We start from the raw sequence: 19399 nt of genomic DNA, 5'->3' as shown, positions 1-19399 counted from the left end.
AAGCGTTAGCCTTTAGGCGACCTTCTTACGAGGGTCACTTGTTTTCTGTTTCATTGGGCGACCTTTACTGCATCCTCCCTCCGCAGACAAAACGGCATGTCCTGCCGATAAAATATTACGAGCTGCATTAATATCAGCGTTGGCTTTATGACCACATTTGACGCACTCGAATTTGGACTGAGTTTGTCTGTTTTCCTTGGCGATATGCTGGCATTGAGAGCAGGTTTGGCTGGTGTAGCGTGGGTTTACTTTGATAAGTAAGCCGCCTTGCCATTGCTGCTTGTACTCAAGCATATCAATCATTATGCCCCAGCCTTGATCTAAGATAGCTCTGTTTAATCCTGACTTGGCTTTGACATTACGCCCTTTCTGAGCGGTTGTACCGCTGGCTGATGTCGACATATTAGCGACTTTTAAATCCTCACAAGCAATCATGGCGTGGTTTTTGCTGATGCTGGTGGTGATTTTATGCAAGTAGTCATGACGAATATTGGCGATATGGTGGTGTAATTTTTGAATCTTATGCTTTTGCTTTTTCCAGTTTTGGCTAAACAGAACCTTTCTGCTTAATTGGCGCTGTAATTTGGCCAGTTTGAGCTGGTTGGCTTTAAAGCTGTTTTTGGGTTTAATGGTTTCACCGTTTGAGGTGGTGAGTAGTTTTGTGATACCCATGTCCAAGCCAATGGCGCTTTTAGAGGGGTGACGAGGATTCTCAGTCAGTTCGCGCTCTGTGCCAAACGACACGTACCAGTGACCTGATTTTTTGCTGATGGTGACGTTTTTAATCGTGCCGATGATGTCTTGTGATTTTCTGAATTTCACCAAGCCAATACCATTAGGTAGTTTGACTCGGTTGCCCTCAATACGGCAGTACTTATCAAACTGAACCAAGCGAATGGAGTCACAGCCATCTGCTTTGCGCTTAAATTGTGGCATTAGAGGTCGATGCTGGATCTCCGTGCCATCAGCCAGTTTAAAGAACTTGGGTTTACGAGGTTTGTTTTTATTTTCTTTGAGTCTGGCGTGTACTTTGGGGTCAAAGAATCGTGACCAAGCTGCTGCTAAGTCACGTACCTTTTGTTGTAAGGACACGGCATTGGCATGAGTTTTTAAAAAGGCAAAATCAGGGTTGTTCTTTAAGCCAATGATTTTATTAACCAAGTTGGTGGCATTGATAAACTCATTTTTAGCAAATATCTCAAACGATATTGCCAGCATTTGATTCCAAACAAAACGTGCTGAGCCGACAAGATTATTTAAGATAATCTCCTGCTCTGCATTAGGCTCAAGCCTAAATTTGTACGCTTTGTTGATTTTCATAGTGCCGATTCACTGTGTTTTTTAAAATAATTTCTAAAATTTATTATAGCTTATTTCAGTATATAGTTTTTATGACTATATAATAAACACTAAGCGAAATTCACCTCCACCCTAATATCGGGTGGAGTCCTCTTTCGCGGTTTTGATAGATCAATAACAAAAAACAATGTCTAACAAGTCAAACTTAGCTCTTCACGCTCGCCAACCTTACTTTGAGTGTAGCACTTCAATTTTACGTGTCATCTTATCTATTTTTTGCTGATATTTTCTAATTTTACGAAATCGATGCGCCGTTAGCACGCCTTTGATACGACGATTTTTCAGACGACGACGCGGTGGAAAGCTCCCCACTTGTGGTTCGTTGTATCCATGCAAGCGGTCATCACGCTTACGGGCCCAGTACCCTAGCGCACTATCAGTAATCATCATCAGCAACGCGATAAAAATCATGCCGTACATAAATAAAGAGCCACCCTCATCGATACCTTGATGCAAAATAGTGACTGAAAACAAAAACAAAAATATCGGCTCAAGGTAACATAAGGTCCCAAATAGTGAGACGGGCAGTTTTTGGCTGGCCACCATGGTCAGTGACATCGCAGCGGTACTGATAATACCTAATAGAGGCAGCAGATACCAAAACTTATCAGTGGCTATCGCCAACTCAAAACCGCCGTTCATGTACAACGCAATCAAGACCACAGGGGTCAATAATACAAGATCAGAGATAAGTCCTGTGATTGGTGGCACTGCTAACTTTCGGCGTAACAGATAATAAGGCGGATAACCCAAGCAAACAAATAAGGTCGCCCATGATATTGCGCCATATTGCACGACATCATATACGATACCGATGCCCGCACATATCGTGGCAATCCACTGCAGCAGACTCATGTTTTCATTATAAAAAAACCGGCCAACCATAATCATAATCATGGGGTATAAAAAGTAACCCAACGTCACCTCGAGACCCAAATCATTGACTGGCGCCCACATAAATATCCAAATTTGCGCACCCAATATAGGCGTGGGTAATATAAATAACACCCATTCTTTAGGTGTTTTCAGTGTTCTTAAATAGTCAAAAATATGCTGCCATTGCTTTAATACACTGACCAGTAACACCAAACTAAACAGCATCATCAATACGCGCCACGAAGCGACTTGCGTACCTGATAACGGCTGCATCAGCAACCCGAATAAAAACAGCAATGAGTATAAAAAATTGGCAGCCACCGCAGCGATGGTGCCTTGCGACGTCTGATTGGTAGTAAGCATAACAACGACCTTTAAAAATTGGTGCACTTTTTTGGCAATTTTAGAAAAAAACAAAAGCCTCCGACGCTAACGTCAGAGGCTTTTTCTAGAACAGTAAAACGAGACTGACCAGTTAATTACTGAGACAGTGAGTCGTTATAATCTCATTCATTGTTATTGGCAATATCGATCGAGTCGTTAACATCCGTCGTCGCTGTGGAGCCAGCCGCCGTATTAACTTCTACCTGCTCTTGCCCTTCCACATCAAATGTACCGTCTTCCTTCATGGCTTCGATGAGTTCATCGTCATTTTCTTCGTGCTCCACACGTGCCATAGCGACCAATTTTTCATCTTTTGATAGACGGATTAGGGTGACACCCTGTGTGTTACGCCCAGAGCTAGCAACATGCTCAACTGGTGTACGCACTAGTGTGCCTTTATCTGAGATTAAGATAATGTCGTCTTCAGGCTCAACTTTAGTAGCGCGGACTAAGGCTCCATTACGCTGACTGGTCTTAATAGCGATAACGCCGCCACCACCGCGATTTTGGGTATTGAATTCATCGATATAGGTACGTTTACCAAAGCCGTTTTCACACGCGATCAAGATTTCGCGCACATCATCTTCGATAACCACCAATGACTTGATAAACTCATCATCAGCCAAGCGCATACCACGTACGCCTTTTGCTGTACGACCCATAGAGCGCGCATCATTTTCATCAAAACGAATGGCTTTACCGCTTGAGGCAAACAACATGACCTCTTGACTGCCGTTGGTGATACGAGCGCTCACCAGTTTATCGCCATCTTCTAGACCAACAGCTATCAGGCCGTTAGAGCGAATACTTGCGAATTGCTCAAGCTCAACACGCTTGACCGTCCCATTGGCTGTCGCAAAAAACACAAAGTGACCGCTGACTTCATCAGACATTTGCGGAATGGGCAGTATCGTGGTGACCGTTTCATCACCATTCAAGCCAATTAAGTTGACCAATGGACGACCACGAGCGCCGCGACTGGCAATCGGTACTTCAAAACCACGTAAACTAAAGACGCGGCCACTATCCGTGAAGCACAGCACTGTCGCATGCGTTGATGTGACTACCAAATGATCAATCACATCATCTTCTTTCATTGCGGTTGCTGACTTGCCTTTGCCGCCACGTTTTTGCGCAACATAATCATCGATCGGCTGGGTTTTAGCATAGCCAGTACGCGACACGGTCATGACCACGGTTTGCTCAGGAATCAAGTCTTCACGGTTAAAATCAGTACGTGAATCGATAATATCTGTACGACGCTCATCACCGAAGTTATCACGAATCTCAATCATCTCATTAGAGATAATGGTCATTAGCTTATCAAAATCGCCTAAGATAGACTCTAAATGAGCGATTTCACGTAGCAAATCCTGATATTCTTCAGTTAATTTATCTTGCTCAAGGCCTGTCAAACGATGCAATTGCATATCTAAGATGGCATTGACCTGCTCAAGTGACAAACGATAGCGCTCTTCGCCTTCTATTAAGCCGAACGGTGCTTTAGGGTCCTCGCCTTCGATAAAGTCAGGACGCACGGATTGGCTACCAGCGGCCGTGAGCATCGCAACGACGCTACCTGAGCCCCAAGTGTTGTTCAGCAGGCTTTCACGTGCCAAGCCGCGGTTTGCAGACGCTTTAATCGTCGCAATAATATCATCAATATTCGCTAATGCGACGGTCAAACCTTCGAGCAGGTGACCACGTACGCGGGCTTTGTTTAACTCATAAATCGTACGGCGCGTCACGACTTCTTGACGATGGCGGACAAATGCAGCGATGAGCTGGCGCAAGGTCAATAGCTTTGGCTGACCATTATCGAGCGCCACCATATTAATACTAAAGCTAGACTCAAGCGGTGTTTGTAGGAACAAGTTATTGACAATTACTTCGGCTGTTTCGCCGCGACGCAAGTCAATAGCGATACGCATGCCGTCTTTATCAGACTCATCACGAATCTCGGTGATGCCTTCGATTTTTTTATCACGCACAAGCTCAGCAATACGCTCGATGAGCTTCGCTTTATTGGCTTGATAAGGGACTTCAGTGAATACAATACGCTCGCGATCACGGTTGACACCGGTATCACTCATGGGCTCGATATGATAGCGACCACGGATATGCAAGCGACCTTTACCCGTGCGATAGGCGTCTAAAATACCCGCACGACCATAGATAATACCGCCTGTGGGGAAATCAGGGCCTGAGATGTGTGACATCAGCTCTTCAGCCGAAACCTGCGGGTTCTCTGCATAGGCCAAACAAGCATTGATCACTTCAGTCAGATTATGCGGCGCCATATTGGTGGCCATACCGACTGCAATACCAGTGGCACCATTGACCAATAAGTTCGGAATACGCGCCGGCATCACGCTTGGCATGCGCTCAGAACCATCGTAGTTGTCTTCCCAATCGACCGTGTCTTTGTCCAAATCAGCGAGCATCTGATGGGTCAGCTTGGTCATACGTACTTCAGTATAACGCATCGCCGCCGGTGGATCATCATCAATCGAACCAAAGTTACCTTGACCATCAACCATCGGATAACGCAAGCTAAAATCCTGTGCCATCCGCACGATTGCATCATAGACCGCACTATCGCCATGCGGGTGATACTTACCGATGACATCACCGACCACACGAGCTGACTTCTTATACGGCTTATTATAGTCATTAGATAACACGTGCATGGCGTACATCACACGGCGGTGTACAGGCTTGAACCCATCACGCACATCAGGCAGCGCACGCGAGACAATCACGCTCATCGCATAATCCAGATAGGATTGCTTTAATTCATCTACGATGCCAATAGGACTGACCGATTCGCTCATATACACTCCTTCACTCACATTCTTTTACTAATGCTGACACTTTTACTTGAGACACTCATGAGCTACACAAAAATACAGCTGCATCAATACGCAGCTCCTATCAAAATATAGACCACAAAAAAACACTGCTAAGCGTGCAAAACAATAGGAAAATGGCGATAGTTTTAATGTTTAATAAAAGAAGCTATTTTAGCACAAAATTGCTGATTTAGGGGTATCTGACTATCAATAAAAACAAGCCACACGGTTCATTTCCAGTGATATTTTGAATGATCAACACGGGCTAAAACAATCCTAATAGCAAGTTTTTTTTGATTGACTGATTTTGCCGTTTTTACAAACAAACTTACCATCTTTTGAGCATTACGATATCCCGCCCATCTTGCCCGAGCAAGGGGTATTTTTTGCCTGTACTTGACTGATAGGCAAGGTAATAAAGGCAACCGCGAGTAGTGACAGTAGCATCGATTTCATACTTTCTCTCTTATTAAGTATTGAACTACCTACATTAAAAAAACTGCATCCATTGGACACAGTCTTCTGCCATCAAAGCAATGTTGACACTCAAACTTAAGTCATACTAAGTTGCTTTGAATTCTTGGTCAAAGAACTCACGAGTGGCTTGCGTACAGGCATTAGCGACTAAACTGCCATGATAATCGCCCAAAAATGCTGCCCCAGCTGCACGTGTTGCAACTTCAATAGCTTCAGTTTGGTTTTTGCCATCTTGAAGTGCTTTTGTATACGCTTTAGTGTATGCAGTAGTCTGAACTGACTGTGCCTTTACAGCAAATTTACTCTGAACACTATCAGCAACAGCTTGTATGTTCCATGTGTTCATCGATGCTTGGCCTATCATAACTAATGGTGGTTGATTTGGTCTTTTGTTTTCATTGGTAGCATCAACATCAAGTACTGTCACATTAATGTTCTTTGCGCTTGGATCAAGAATACTTGCTGCCTTTAATAATCCATTCACAGCCCCTGTATTTAGGTCGTAAAACACAGTGGGGTCTTGGTTGCCACCACATAACAAAGTAGGCATATTTGGTCTATAGTCACGCAAATCATTATCTTTCAAAGCTTTACGCAAAGCATTTTGTGGATTAGCTGCAGTCTTACCTCCGTTTACAACGTTTGGTATTAGACCGTCAGGATTAGCTAAAGAATCCTCTATAAATGCTGCTCGAAAATCAGTATTGATAAGATATTTAGTCTCATCAAACCCTAATGCTGCAAATTGCAATGTAGACGGTGGCAGAGCGACTAACGTAGGATCATCAGGCGTTCGCTCGAAAAGTGCAAATTCAGGTAATTTATTTTCATCTACTAAGTCATCAAAGCTAAGCAAACTTGGTAATTGAGTATTGGCATAGTTACTCGTAAAGATCTCTGATCTATTGTCATAGATATCTGTGTACTTTTTATCTAACCCTATAGCTAGTAACGGCGCAAAGCGAGTCGCACCAATATTGACATTGCCTCTAAATATAAAATCTCCAAATGCAGCCAATGCATAAGGGCCTGATGAAGGCGCGATTGCTGTTATTGACTTGCCCTCTTGCTGTAACTTACGTGCAGTTGCCATAGCAACATGACCGCCTTGTGAGTAGCCGCTAATAAACAACGTACCTGAGTCATCAATGTTAGTGTAATCGCTGTCATTAGCACGCTGCTGTCTGGCAATTATTTCGCGGGCGCTATCTAATGCATCAGCCATGTCAGTGGATTGCTGCTCCTCTATAAGATATGGATGATAGTCAAGATCAGAGTCATCATAACCAGCATAATTTGGCGCAACCACAATATAACCTTGAGCAGCAAAATTCGCGGCGATCAAGCTTGCCTCAGAATTGGCTGAATTGTCAGAAGTACCGATTTGGGTGAGGTCATAGGATTTATCCAGCGTCGTACCATGTGCGTACAATAGTATAGGACGGTCGCCCTGACATTCTTCAACGTCACCAGTTGGCAGCATGAGAGCAGCCGTGGCATTGGTATTCTCCCCTCCAGCACCTTTAGTAGCATAGCTGACTTTTTCAACAGCAACACCGCAGTCGGCCGCTGGTGCGCCGATGCTAGCGCCAAAACTGTCAATTTCACTGGTGCTCAGTGAGTTGATTGACTCAACTGTCGTACTATAGCCAGTAACCCTTTCATTGTCATCATCCCCGCAACCAACCAGCAGTAAACTACTGGCAATGGCTACCGATAATAGACAACGTGACATGGTTGGTGGGCGAATAGTTGGTGGGCGAGTAATAGTAGAGGCTGAGAAGCGAGTGTTACCAGCAGGTTTGGCGCTTGTACCGGTGGCAGGTTTTAGTTTTATCATAATTGCTATCCTTAGCAGTAAAAAGTCATATGTTTGCTGCGAGTCCTTGGCAGTCAGTCATTTCAGTTTGATAGACCCTTTTAATCAATAACTATTCTTGAACACTTATCATTGAAGCCTACTCAAGAACAATTGTTTCTGAAACCTTACTATTTATACCGTAAAAAATTATGAAAAGCCACTGGAAAACATGTACTTGGTAACCCCTTTATTCTTCATAGAAAAATACTACCAGTCGTTGAACAGTCCTAGCTTAGCTATTGTCTTTGTTGTACGATGTTCCAAAATACAACTCTGGTACAGACAGTTTCCCTATGCAAACGAGCCATGAAAATATAAAGAAAAATGAAAGCCAATTGATAGAGTCATCAAAGCAAGCGACTCAACAAGAAGACATACGCACTGATCGAAGCTTTGATACCATTGCTGATCATTTTGAAAAAAAGGTGTACGGTGGTTTAAAAGGTGACATTCGCTTGGCCGTATTGCGCCGTGATATTTTTGAATATAGTACACAGATGCGTCAAAAACTTGGACGACCGTTACGTATTTTAGATGTGGGTGCAGGGCTTGCACAGATTGCGATTGAGCTTGCTACGCAAGGTCATAGCGTGGTGATCAATGATATTTCAGCCAATATGCTTGAAAAAGCGCAAGCGAGCGTGGCACAAATAGATAAAGACTGGGATCTTAAAGATTTGGATATCACCTGGTATGTTTGCCCCTATCAAGCGCTTCAAGACAAGTTAGCAAAAGAAACAAATAAGTTTGATTTGATCATGTCGCATGCTTTGCTCGAATGGCTAGCGGAGCCAGCAAAGGTCATGGACTTTTTTGACCAGCACCTAACAGATGATGGGGCGCTGTCCTTATGCTTTTATAATCCGGCGAGCTTTGATTATCGCAACCTCATCATGGGTAACTTTAACTTACTCGACAATACGGACTACAAGGCTGACAACAAAAAAAGTCTGACGCCCAACTATCCCGTTGCCAAAGAAGAGGTAGAGTCATGGTTGGCCGCGCATCATTATCACATTGTGCGTACCAGTGGTCTGCGCGTGTTTCATGATTATGCACCGCTAAAACGCGGGGGCCACAATGACCCAGATGCCGTGATAAGGATGGAGCTGCGCTATTCACAATTAGAGCCGTACAAATGGCTCGGACGTTATTTGCACATACTAGCCGCTCGGCACGCTTAAGCGTGATAACGCACCCTAGCTCAGGCAAAGTTTGATAACATTTCTGTTAGTGTGCTTTTTACACGCTTTAACAACCGTTACTTTATTTCTTCCACTCTCTCTGATCTATCATACTCTGACCAAGTCGTGGCATTGATGTCTTTTTCGTCAAACACCACGACGTGCTCTAGCAGCGGTAAGATGCCAATCTGTGACCCAATCTCATGATTATGATGACTGGCGACTAATGACAATACGGTCTGCCCATCATCGAGTTGTAAGCGATACAAGTAATTGGCACCGCGAAATACCCGCCCAATCACTAGGGCCGTCTGTGTACTGTCATCATCATGAATAATGTCATCAGGACGTACCAGCACTTTGATTGGCGTACCGTTTGGATAGTCATACTCACAATACTGCGGCTGTCCTAATGCGTCACACACTTCCATGCGCCGATAAATATTGCCCAGTGCCGTCTCAACATGGCCTTCTTTGATGATGCCGTCTATCATCGCCCCTTCACCCACAAACTCGGCCACAAAAGGACTGACTGGCTCATGATAGAGCTCACTTGGGGTTGCCCACTGTACCAGCTTGCCTTTATCCATTACCCCCACTTTATCGGCGAGTGCAAACGCTTCATTTTGGTCATGAGTCACCAAAATCGCTGTGGTATTGGTGCGTTTGAGAATGTCACGGACACTCATTGCCAATGACTCACGTAATACCACATCTAGGTTAGAAAAGGGTTCATCTAGTAAGAGCAGCTTGGGTTTTGGTGCCAGTGCGCGTGCTAAGGCCACCCGCTGCTGTTGACCACCCGAGAGCTCATTTGGACGTTTGTCCGCATGTTCAGTCAATTCGACAAGGCTTAACATTTCAGCCACACGGGCTTTTTTGTCAGCGGTAGACCATTTATTCAGTCCAAAGGCGATGTTTTTTGCCACGCTGAGATGACCAAATAGTGCATAGTCCTGAAACACCATACCCATACCACGTTTGGCGGGGGCTACGGCAAATGAGTGGCGAGCGGTTTTATCAGTAAGGCATTGACTATTTAAATAAATGCTGCCGCCGCGGCTTGGCTCTAACCCTGCAATCGCTCGTAGCGCCGTGGTTTTACCACAGCCGCTATAACCCAGAAAACAACCAATCTCGCCTTGTTGTAGCATTAATGACAGCCCATTAACGATGGTAACATCGTCATAGCCCACGATTAGATCTTGCACACTAAAATAAGCGTTACTCGCGATATCTGACTCAGCTGCTTGGCTAAAGGGGCTGTCTGGTTTCTGAATTTTTTTAGGCGGGGTTTGAGGCGTTTTAACTTGTGCTACTGGTGGTTTTGTTGCATGCTCAGAACTTGCCTTAGTCTTTATTGACTTGGCTTTTACGGCGTTAGGGTCTGATGAGTCGTTCATTGAATCGGTGTACATAGACGGTACCAGTTAGCTATTAGTAAAATGAGCTGTCTTTAAAACTGCTTTTATCCTTGCTTATCACTTTGACGCAATAATATCCAAACAGGGAGTAGTCCAACCAGCACTATCAATAAGCTTGGTAAGGCCGCACGACCCCACATGCCTTCACTGGTCATCTCAAACACTCGCACCGCCAGCGTATCCCAGCCTTGGCGACGTGTCATCAAGGTAATCGGCATCTCTTTCATCACCTCGACAAACCCCATCAGTAAGGCCGTCAGCACGCCGGGGCTAAGCACTGGTAACATCACCTGTCGCCAACGCTGATAAGGGCTGTCACTCAGCAGATTGGCTGCAGCTTCTTGATTGACTGTCAAACGCTGTAACTGCCGATCGACGGGCTGAAAACTCACCGTCATAAAGCGCGTTGATAATGCCAGTAGCATCACAATCACACTACCGGACAGAAATTGCTGCGAGGTAACACCAAACGCAATCATTTGGTTGTCTAGCCAAGCGATGGGAATAAAGATGCCCACCGCCAAAACCGTACCTGGTACCACATAGCCCAAATTGGCCAAAGTGGTCATCAGCTTGGTTAATTTATCAGGGTACTGCCGCTTAATCCACGCAATAATCACCGCCAAAAAGGCAATAAAAAGCGTGGTCATACTCGCAATCATAAGGCTATTGGTCACAAAATCAATGTAACGAGCATCAAAATCTTGCCGAAAATTCAATGCGGTCCAATAAATCAGCTGCAAAAACGGTATTAAAAAGGCGATTGCAAATACTAGTGTACACAAGAGCGTCATGGCCAGTTTAGCAGGTTTACTGGCTTCAAAACGTTGGCTGCTGCCTTGTGTGACTGAGCTTCCACGCTTGGCCTGCCAATACTGCTCAAACAACACCACGATAAAGACCACACCGATTAACAGCGCCGCCAACTGGGCTGCTGTCGTTAAACTAAAAAAACCAAACCACGCTTTATAAATAGCTGTGGTAAAGGTATCGACGTTAAACACCGAAACCGCGCCAAAATCTGCCAAGGTTTCCATGCTGGCCAGTAGCAACCCACCAATGATCCACGGCAGCGCTTGTGGCAGTGCCAGCCGAAAGAACACGCGACCACGGCTAAGTCCCAGCATCTGCCCCGCTTCTATCGCCCGCCTGCCTTGAGATAAAAACGCTTGGCGCGCCAGCAAATAAACATAGGGGTAAAATGCCAGAGACAACACCATACCTGCGCCCCAGACATTACGTACCGAGGGTATCGCCGTATTGATGCCCAAATCCCGCAAGCCCGTTTGTAACGGCCCGCTAAAATCCACAATACCGACCGTGACAAACGCCAACACATAGGCCGGAAACGCCAACGGCAACATCAATGCCCACGAAAAGAACCGCTGCCCAGGGAAGCGGTACATGCTGGTCACCCAAGCAAGCGCGGTGCCGATAGTGCCAGAAATAATAGTCACCATCAACAATAAGATAGCAGTGTTTTTAAGGACTTGAGGCAGTACATAATCTGCCATGTGCGTCCATATATCGGCTACTGGCTGCGTCCACGATAACAACACGATCAAAATCGGTACAAGCATAAACAGCGAAATCAGTCCTAAGACTGATTTCGAGATCATACGTTTACGGACGGCGTGGTCTTGGCTGACAGCTTTTTTATCATTGACCCTGTCATTACCTGTGTCGTTTTGCCCTACAGACGTGTCTGGCGTTGTGATCATATATTGTTACCGTGTCACATGCATAGATGCCTTACAGATCAATACCAACCTCAAAAAATTTGAGATTGGCATGTCTGTTGTTACTCTATTTGTAACCCGCCTTGTCCATCATTTGAATTGCTTGGGTTTGTAATTCGCCAAACTTCTGCACGTTGATATCGTCTTTTTTGAACGGACCCCACGATCTGAGCATCTCTGATTCATCCACCCCTTCTTTTACTGGGAATTCTTTATCAGAGCTGGCATAAATGCCTTGCGCTTCATCCGATGACAGCCACTCGATTAATTTAAGCGTCCCATCTGGATTGTCTGAACCAGCAACCACGCCAGCGCCTGAGACATTGACATGCGTGCCTGTCGTGCCTTGATTTGCCCAGAATATCTCTACTGGGAAGTCTGGTTTTTCATCCAACAGACGACCATAATAGTAACTGTTAGCAATACCTACTTCACACTGACCAGCGGCAATGGCTTCTAGCATGCTGGTATCATCGCTGAATACATCAGTCGCTAGGTTATCCACCCATCCACGGATGACTTCTTCTGTTTTTTCTTCGCCCAAATGCTCTATCATGCTGGCCACAAGCGACTGATTATAAACCTTTTTAGAGGTACGAAGACACAACTTGCCTTTCCATTTTGGATCCGCCAAATCTGCGTAAGTCGATAGCTCATCGGCACTAACTTTACTTGGGTCATAAAAGATAGTACGGGCGCGTAATGATAGGCCTGTCCACTGACCTTTTGGGTCACGATATTTTGCAGGGACATTTGCTGCTAAAACGTCTGAAGCCACTGGCTGAAGTAAGCCTTGCTGCGCAGCTTGCCACAAGTTACCTGCATCAACCGTCAAAAGCATGTCAGCTGGGGTATTTTGCCCTTCCGCTTCTAAACGCGCCAGCAATGGCCCAGTGCTGTCCGTGACCAGCTCAACCTTCACCCCTGTCTGCTCAGTATAACGATCTAACAGTGGCTTAATTAACTGCTCATTACGTGATGAATAGATAGTAATCGTTTGATCATCAGTGCTGGTAGCACCATCGTTAGCGACGCCTTCTTCCGTGCTAACTGCCGTCGTTTCTGCATCTACGCTCTCTTCTGTCGTAGATGAGTTGTTACAGCCAGTAAGACCCAGCATCATGCCAAATACGGCAACAGGTAAGGTCAGCTTATTAGAGGTTAAAGTGGCGGTGAGGGTGTTCAATGACATGGTTTTCCCCATAATGGCGCTATAAAAAGATGAGATGGATGGTGAAACAAAATTGTGCTACCAATCGCGGTATCGATCAAGCATGGTTCAGACTGATAAGACCATAATGTATGGAAACAACATACTAATGCAAATGAGATTAACTATCAATACATTTGTTAATTCAGAAATTGGTCTATGATGCGACTTAATCTGCGCGTTTACAGGGCTACATCTATCGCCCATCGTGTTTACTTATTTTTATAGCTGATTTAAGTGAAAGCACACGTTACTGCTTTATAGTAGCCACTGCCCCAACAGAACATTAACGGCCGCTTCAGTCCGTAATATGCGCAGGCCTACATGTACTGCCTCGCAGCCTTGGGCGGCAAGTAATTCTATCTCGTAATCAATCCAACCACCCTCAGCACCAATACAAACCAGATTAGGCATGGCCAATGCTGGCGGCTTCTGTAAGTCCTGTTTTTGTAAATACTGCTTTTTTAAGTACTGTGTCAATGACTGGGAAGTATACGGGTGCGCCACGATAGCGCCTTTGCTCACCAACCGAGGCAATTCATCTTCGACAAATGGTTTAAAGCGTTTTTGTAGACTAATACGAGGCGCTATTGTATCAACGCCTTGTTGTAGCCCTTCTAATACAAACTCATCAAGGCGCTTAAGCATCGGGCTTTGCCAATAGCTTTTTTGCGTACGGTAGCTATTTATCAGGATGATATCGCGTACGCCAAGCGCGGTCATATCCATAATCAAGCGGCGCAGCACTTTGGGACGCGGTAGTGCTAGTATCACCGTCAAATCTAGCTTAGCTGGCGGTGCGATGCTGAGCTGGACATCACGCAACTGGATACGATCAGAGGTCATGTCATCAATAACTGCCGTCCCTAAATGACCGCCGAGCTGACCAATTTTAAGGGTGTCTCCAACTTTTGCCGCCAATACATTGTTAACGTGATCAATTTGTGGCAGTGCGTTAATGTGTGCCGTATCGTGCAAGAAGTTTGCCGCTGGTAGTAATATACAGTTCATAAAGTCTCTGCGTGTGAGTGTTGCTCGATGACACTGATAATCATGGCAAGTTGACGGGGTAATACCGCTTGCTGTTGTTTGGTCATCTGCTCGCCTGCGTATCCCGCCTGTTTTGCCAGTTCTAGGTGACTGAGCCAAAACGCCAGCTGCTGATAAATACGGGTTTTGTCGTCATTGTTAGCAGCAGACTGTTTGCCAGAGGGCGCTTGGTTGATATTTGCCTTATTATGAGTGGCTACTTGCTCATCTGTAGCAGTAACAGTAGGGCCATTTGTTGCCACCTCTTCTACCGTAACGGGACGATAGCAAGGATTTTGCGGTTGATATAGCGCCCCTACCTCAGACAGTTTGTCCACCACACTTTGACACGACTGAGTATAGCGCCCCATTATCACAGGCGTTGCGACGCTCGCAGGCTCAACAGGATTGTGCCCGCCGATATCAACCAATGAGCCACCCACTAGTGCCACATCTGACAGTGCGTACCATGTCATCAGCTCGCCCATACTATCTGCCAAATAAACGGGGGTATCTATGCTAACAGCCTCTTCTCTACTACGCCGCGCCATTTTTAACGTTGTGTTTTGAATGAGTGTTGCTACTTCATCAAACCGTTCAGGATGTCTTGGCACGATGATTAACAACGTGTTGGCCAGTGCTGAATTGGACAACAACTGCTGATGCAAGGACAGCGCCACTGCTTCTTCGCCGCTATGCGTGCTTGCCGCCACCCAAATTGGTCGACCGACTATACCCAGTTTTTCTGCTAACTCGACCTGACGATGAGCTAGATACGATGTTTGTACCATCGTATGCGCGCCTTGAATATCAGCCGCCTCTGTGACGCTGGCGCCGGCAGCAAGCTTAGGGGCATTAATCACCCACTTTAACGAGCCTGCCACCCGAATCTGCGCACTATACGCCCCCAACTGCCGAAAGCGTTTCGCAGACTCATTGTCTTGTGCAATGATTAACGTCAGGTTTTTCATCATACTGGTACTGACGGCTGCAATTTTTTGGTAGCTTTTAAAAGACGCCGCCGACAGCCGACCATTGACTAGGATACTAGGGACATGATGCTCAGACAGTTTGGTTAAGATATTTGCCCACAGCTCTGTTTCTACAAACAAAGCCGCCATGGGCTGGACATGAGCCAAAAAAGTCTCAATAACGACCGGGCTATCTACAGGGACGTAGCTGTGGCTCATGCGACCTTGAGTAATCTCATCAGCGAAACGACTGGCGCCGCGAGCAAAGCCTGTCTGTGTGGTGTTGGTCAGCCATATCTGATACCCCTCTGCCAACAAAGCCTCTAACAAAGGGGCCACTGTGTTGGTCTCACCCAATGAGACCGCATGGCACCAAATCACGCCTTTATTCGCCTGCGACTCAGTAGTAAGCGTGGCATCAACCAATGGCCGTGCAGGATACCGTTTACCAAAACGCTGCTCAACCTCTTGTTGATAGTTATCGCGCTGATGTGAGCGTCGCCATACTTGCAGCCGATACAAGGGCTCGAGTAAGCCGATAATCAGTTGATAATAAAGGGGCGGCGTATAAACAGCACAGCTAGGCGACGATGCAAGATCAGAGGATGACTTTGCAGAACAATCAGAGGAGGTATGAGAAGATGGCATGAAGCAGCCTAGATTAGTAATTGATCAGATAATAAAAACAGCCGTAAAAAACGCGCCAATTCTACCTGAATTTAGCGCTTAATAATAAGCTTTTAAAAGCGATTTACCATAAAATATTTTAGACAAAAATCAATATCAACAATGCTATTACGCCCACTACGCCAAGCAATATTTGATAGCGTTTGATGCTATGCTGCTCTTGCTTTTTTGTGGTCATCAGCACTTGCGCTTGTTGCCAATGTGCGACCAAATCGGCGGCTTCAGCATGACCATTTTTGGCGGCTTGCGTGAGCCAATATTTACCATTGTCTATGTCTTGGGTGACTCCTAGTCCTTGGTAATACATCTTACTTAGTAGGCGCTGGGCATGGCTGTCATCTTGGCTGGCTGCCTGTTTAACCCACTCAACCCCAGACGCTGCACCAGCTACTTTATCACCGGCTAAGCCCTCACCAAGTAGCTCATACATGGCCAAACGCAACATCGCAGCGGTATGACCAGCATTAGCAGCTTCTTGGAGTGCCAGCAGCGCCTGCTTTTTTGCTGCCAAATGTTTCTCTGAAAACACAACTTGCGCCCGAGGCTTATTTTGCTTGGCAATATGCCGCTCAAACTGTGCCAATACCTTATTAGCTTGCTGATATTCAGTATTACCCGCACTTTGCTCTACTGCTATGTCATCTAGCTCTACAAGCAGCTGTGTGAACATCTCTGGCGTTGGTGAGGTTTTTGGTGCTGGTGCGGGTTTTGTTATGACAAGCTGCTCTGACGGATGATTGGTTAATAATGTCTCTGCTTTAGCCAGCTCAGGCTTATTATTTTCAGATAAATCACTTGCCGCTGATACCTCCTTGCCAGCTATGTCATTGAATGTTTTTTGAACAATCGACACTTCACTAGTGTTTAAATGGACATCGGTACTGGGATTAGCATTCTGAATATCGCTATGAGTGGCTGATTCAGTCACTTGGTGATCACTGTTATTTGGTAACCTATTATTAAGTAACCTATCATTCGGTAGTTTTGCGCTGACTGCTTGGTATAAGCCGCTAGCCACTTGACCACCTTGCACTGCCGCAAACTGCCGATCGATATGACCAAACAGACGCAGCCCTATTGGCTCTAAAGCAAAAAATAGTGATGCCACGGCACTATTGTCCGTGTTATCACGATAGTTTACGGCCATATGTTGATAAAAATCATCGGTTACTAGTGATAGCTCAGGATAGCGCTTGCGTAGCTCAAATTGACCATACCAATGCGGCGTACTTTGCCACTGCTTCGCCAATACTCGCCCTGCATAAAACGCTAAAAACATCATAAAATTACGATGGCGCTCATCGACTAATAGTGCCTGCTCATTCCACTGATCCGCCTTAATCATGTTACGGCGTAGCTGTGACAATAACATGTCCACTCGCTGCAAGCTTGCCAGCGACTCGTCCAACATACAGTCGCGAAGCTCAGCTTCATAAGCGATGCCGCCTGCAATCGGACGCTTGGCTAAGAAGTCTTGCCAATAACCGGCTGCAATATAATCAAGTGGCGTTACGGGCGATGCAGACATAGACAACCGGATCCTTTCTGTAAACGAGTTGATAATCAAAATAGTGAAACCAGCAGAGTCATAAGCTCATACACATAAGTTAAGGCAGCCTAAAGTGTGAGGCGCTACAATAAAGGACTAAATAAGCGTACCACATTATCAAACAAACGCTCAGCCCCGTGGCGCTGACGCCACTCTTCTAAGCCCAAATACCGGCAGTTTTGCAAATACACCTCTTGGCAGTCAGCCACTTGAGCGACCATCGCTGGCGTGTAAATTGCCAAACTGACCTCCATATTAAGATAAAAGCTACGCTGATCGATATTCACGGTACCAAACAGACAATAGTCATCATCGATAACCACCGTTTTAGCATGCAGCAGCCCGCCCTTAAATAAAGCAATGGTGACACCTGCCTCAAGCAATTCTTGATAGCAGGCTTGTGATGCATGCTGCACGAGAAACGAATCGACTTTTTCAGGCACAATAAGCGTCACTTCAACCCCGCGCTTGGCTGCTATTGCGAGTGCGCCTGACAATGCTTCGTCGGGTACAAAATACGGGGTAGTAATACGAATGCGTTTGTTAGCACGATGCACCACCGTTACCAACGTATTATAAATCACATGGGCCGTCACTTGTGGTGCTGAAGGTATCAGCTGCGCCAGCACACCTTCGACGACTGGCATTCTGGGTATGATAATCGATGTCGAGCCAATATCTGGCTGCTTGTGATAGTCAGCGTGATCGCCTAACACTTTTACCCGACTGTTTAAATCATTGATGGTTGGGTCCATCACGTATAGCCGACGAGTATAGCTGTTTACCCGCTGATTGAGGGCGTGTAGATTGTCGTTGTTTTCAGCACCGATATCCGTTGCGATGACCTTTGCCATGGCCATCGTAATACTGATCGAGTGCCGACTGGTGGTGCGTATTGCTACATCAATCCACTGTCCCACGTTTTTATTTTGTTTAAAAAATCTCGGATCGACCAAGTTAAAACTACCGATATACCCGATATGTTCATCAATGATCACCATCTTACGATGATTGCGCAAATCTGAGCGCTTAAACAGCGTCTTAAATAGCCCCACTGGCAGCGACTGATGGACAAAAACACCCGCTCGCTCTAACGTACGATGAGCGCTACTATTAAAAAAACTAAAACTCCCCACACTATCAGCCAGTACGTGGCATTCTACGCCCCGCTCTGCTGCTGCCGATAGCGCTTCTATCACCTCTAGCACCTGTCCCTTGGGATATACAATGTAAAACTCCATCAGGATAATACGCTGCGCCGCGTTTATATCCTCAATCAGACTCTGAAAAATGGCATTAGACTCAGTGAGTAACTGCATCTTGTGATCAGGAAATACCCCAAGCCCTGTCCAGCGTGTGCCGATTTGGCTGACACCGCGATAATTGAGTGGTAGCAAATCTTGTCCCTGATCAAACACCAAATGCTCGCGGCGCGCCATATCGTTCATCAGTAGGCTAGCTTGATCCACTCGCTCACGATAGCGCCGCCCAATCATCGGCTCCCCCAACAGGATATAAGCAATAAAACCAAACAGCGGCAATGTATAGAGCACAGCAACCCAAGCAATCGATACACCGATATTGCGCTGCACCGATACAATCCGTAGTGTCATTACTATCATTAGCACCACATGCAATACCAAACCTAAGCCCGCAAAGTCTCCCCAAGACCAGGTGGTAAAAGTGTGTTTAATAGTAGAAGTGTCTATACTAGCCTCCGGCAATCAAGATAAAAATTAACGCATAATACAGTATATTGACACACTCCCCCCCCCACTTTCGCCAAGCTCAAGTGGG

Annotated in this window: 12 protein-coding genes; 1 reads left to right on the top strand and 11 read right to left on the bottom strand. The window is 45.8% G+C overall.

Translation table 11 applies throughout. From position 1 onward, the window contains the following. Nucleotides 1–12 precede the first annotated feature (12 nt). From B2P60_RS07985 to B2P60_RS07970, 4 genes are all read right to left on the bottom strand, one after another. Nucleotides 13–1320 (bottom strand): RNA-guided endonuclease InsQ/TnpB family protein, encoded by a 1308-nt coding sequence (locus B2P60_RS07985; protein WP_286740477.1) that lies wholly within the window; start codon nt 1318–1320, stop codon nt 13–15. 207 nt (nt 1321–1527) lie between these two features. Continuing rightward, nucleotides 1528–2598 carry an EamA family transporter RarD gene (gene rarD, locus B2P60_RS07980; protein WP_193006754.1) on the bottom strand — a complete coding sequence of 357 codons (1071 nt, stop codon included), beginning with the start codon at nt 2596–2598 and terminating at the stop codon, nt 1528–1530. Nucleotides 2599–2741: 143 nt separating this feature from the next. After that, entirely contained in the window at nt 2742–5453 is a 2712-nt protein-coding gene (gyrA, locus tag B2P60_RS07975) for a DNA gyrase subunit A (protein ID WP_286740474.1), read from the bottom strand. 580 nt (nt 5454–6033) lie between these two features. Next, nucleotides 6034–7788 carry an alpha/beta hydrolase family protein gene (locus tag B2P60_RS07970; RefSeq protein ID WP_286740472.1) on the bottom strand — a complete coding sequence of 585 codons (1755 nt, stop codon included), beginning with the start codon at nt 7786–7788 and terminating at the stop codon, nt 6034–6036. Nucleotides 7789–8102: 314 nt separating this feature from the next. Between B2P60_RS07970 and B2P60_RS07965 the strand changes: the two genes are divergently transcribed. After that, entirely contained in the window at nt 8103–8993 is an 891-nt protein-coding gene (locus B2P60_RS07965; protein WP_286740470.1) for a methyltransferase domain-containing protein, read from the top strand. Nucleotides 8994–9070: 77 nt separating this feature from the next. Here the strand turns inward: B2P60_RS07965 and B2P60_RS07960 are convergent, their stop codons facing one another. The 7 genes from B2P60_RS07960 to B2P60_RS07930 form a co-directional block, all read right to left on the bottom strand. Beyond that, nucleotides 9071–10411, bottom strand: a complete 1341-nt coding sequence (locus tag B2P60_RS07960) for an ABC transporter ATP-binding protein (RefSeq protein WP_286740467.1) — start codon at nt 10409–10411, stop codon at nt 9071–9073. Between the two features lie 50 nt (nt 10412–10461). Further along, nucleotides 10462–12138, bottom strand: coding sequence for an ABC transporter permease (locus B2P60_RS07955; RefSeq protein WP_286740465.1), 1677 nt, complete (start codon nt 12136–12138; stop codon nt 10462–10464). A gap of 85 nt (nt 12139–12223) precedes the next feature. Beyond that, nucleotides 12224–13348 carry an extracellular solute-binding protein gene (locus B2P60_RS07950; protein ID WP_193006747.1) on the bottom strand — a complete coding sequence of 375 codons (1125 nt, stop codon included), beginning with the start codon at nt 13346–13348 and terminating at the stop codon, nt 12224–12226. 276 nt (nt 13349–13624) lie between these two features. Continuing rightward, the gene (locus B2P60_RS07945; RefSeq protein WP_286740461.1) at nt 13625–14377 is read right to left on the bottom strand and encodes a 16S rRNA (uracil(1498)-N(3))-methyltransferase; all 753 of its coding nucleotides are present in this window, start codon (nt 14375–14377) and stop codon (nt 13625–13627) included. After that, nucleotides 14374–16014 (bottom strand): 3-deoxy-D-manno-octulosonic acid transferase, encoded by a 1641-nt coding sequence (locus B2P60_RS07940; RefSeq protein ID WP_286740459.1) that lies wholly within the window; start codon nt 16012–16014, stop codon nt 14374–14376. Before B2P60_RS07940 ends, B2P60_RS07945 begins: the two co-directional genes overlap by 4 nt. A 118-nt stretch (nt 16015–16132) precedes the next feature. Further along, nucleotides 16133–17581 (bottom strand): tetratricopeptide repeat protein, encoded by a 1449-nt coding sequence (locus tag B2P60_RS07935; RefSeq protein WP_286740458.1) that lies wholly within the window; start codon nt 17579–17581, stop codon nt 16133–16135. Between the two features lie 104 nt (nt 17582–17685). Further along, nucleotides 17686–19326, bottom strand: coding sequence for a cardiolipin synthase (locus B2P60_RS07930; protein WP_265088178.1), 1641 nt, complete (start codon nt 19324–19326; stop codon nt 17686–17688). Between the last annotated feature and the right edge of the window lie 73 nt (nt 19327–19399).

This window comes from Psychrobacter sp. UBA3068, from assembly GCF_002366815.1.
Classification (GTDB): Bacteria; Pseudomonadota; Gammaproteobacteria; order Pseudomonadales; family Moraxellaceae; genus Psychrobacter; species Psychrobacter namhaensis.
Note: the sequence above shows the minus strand (reverse complement) of the source record. Positions and strands in the feature narration are given on the sequence as shown.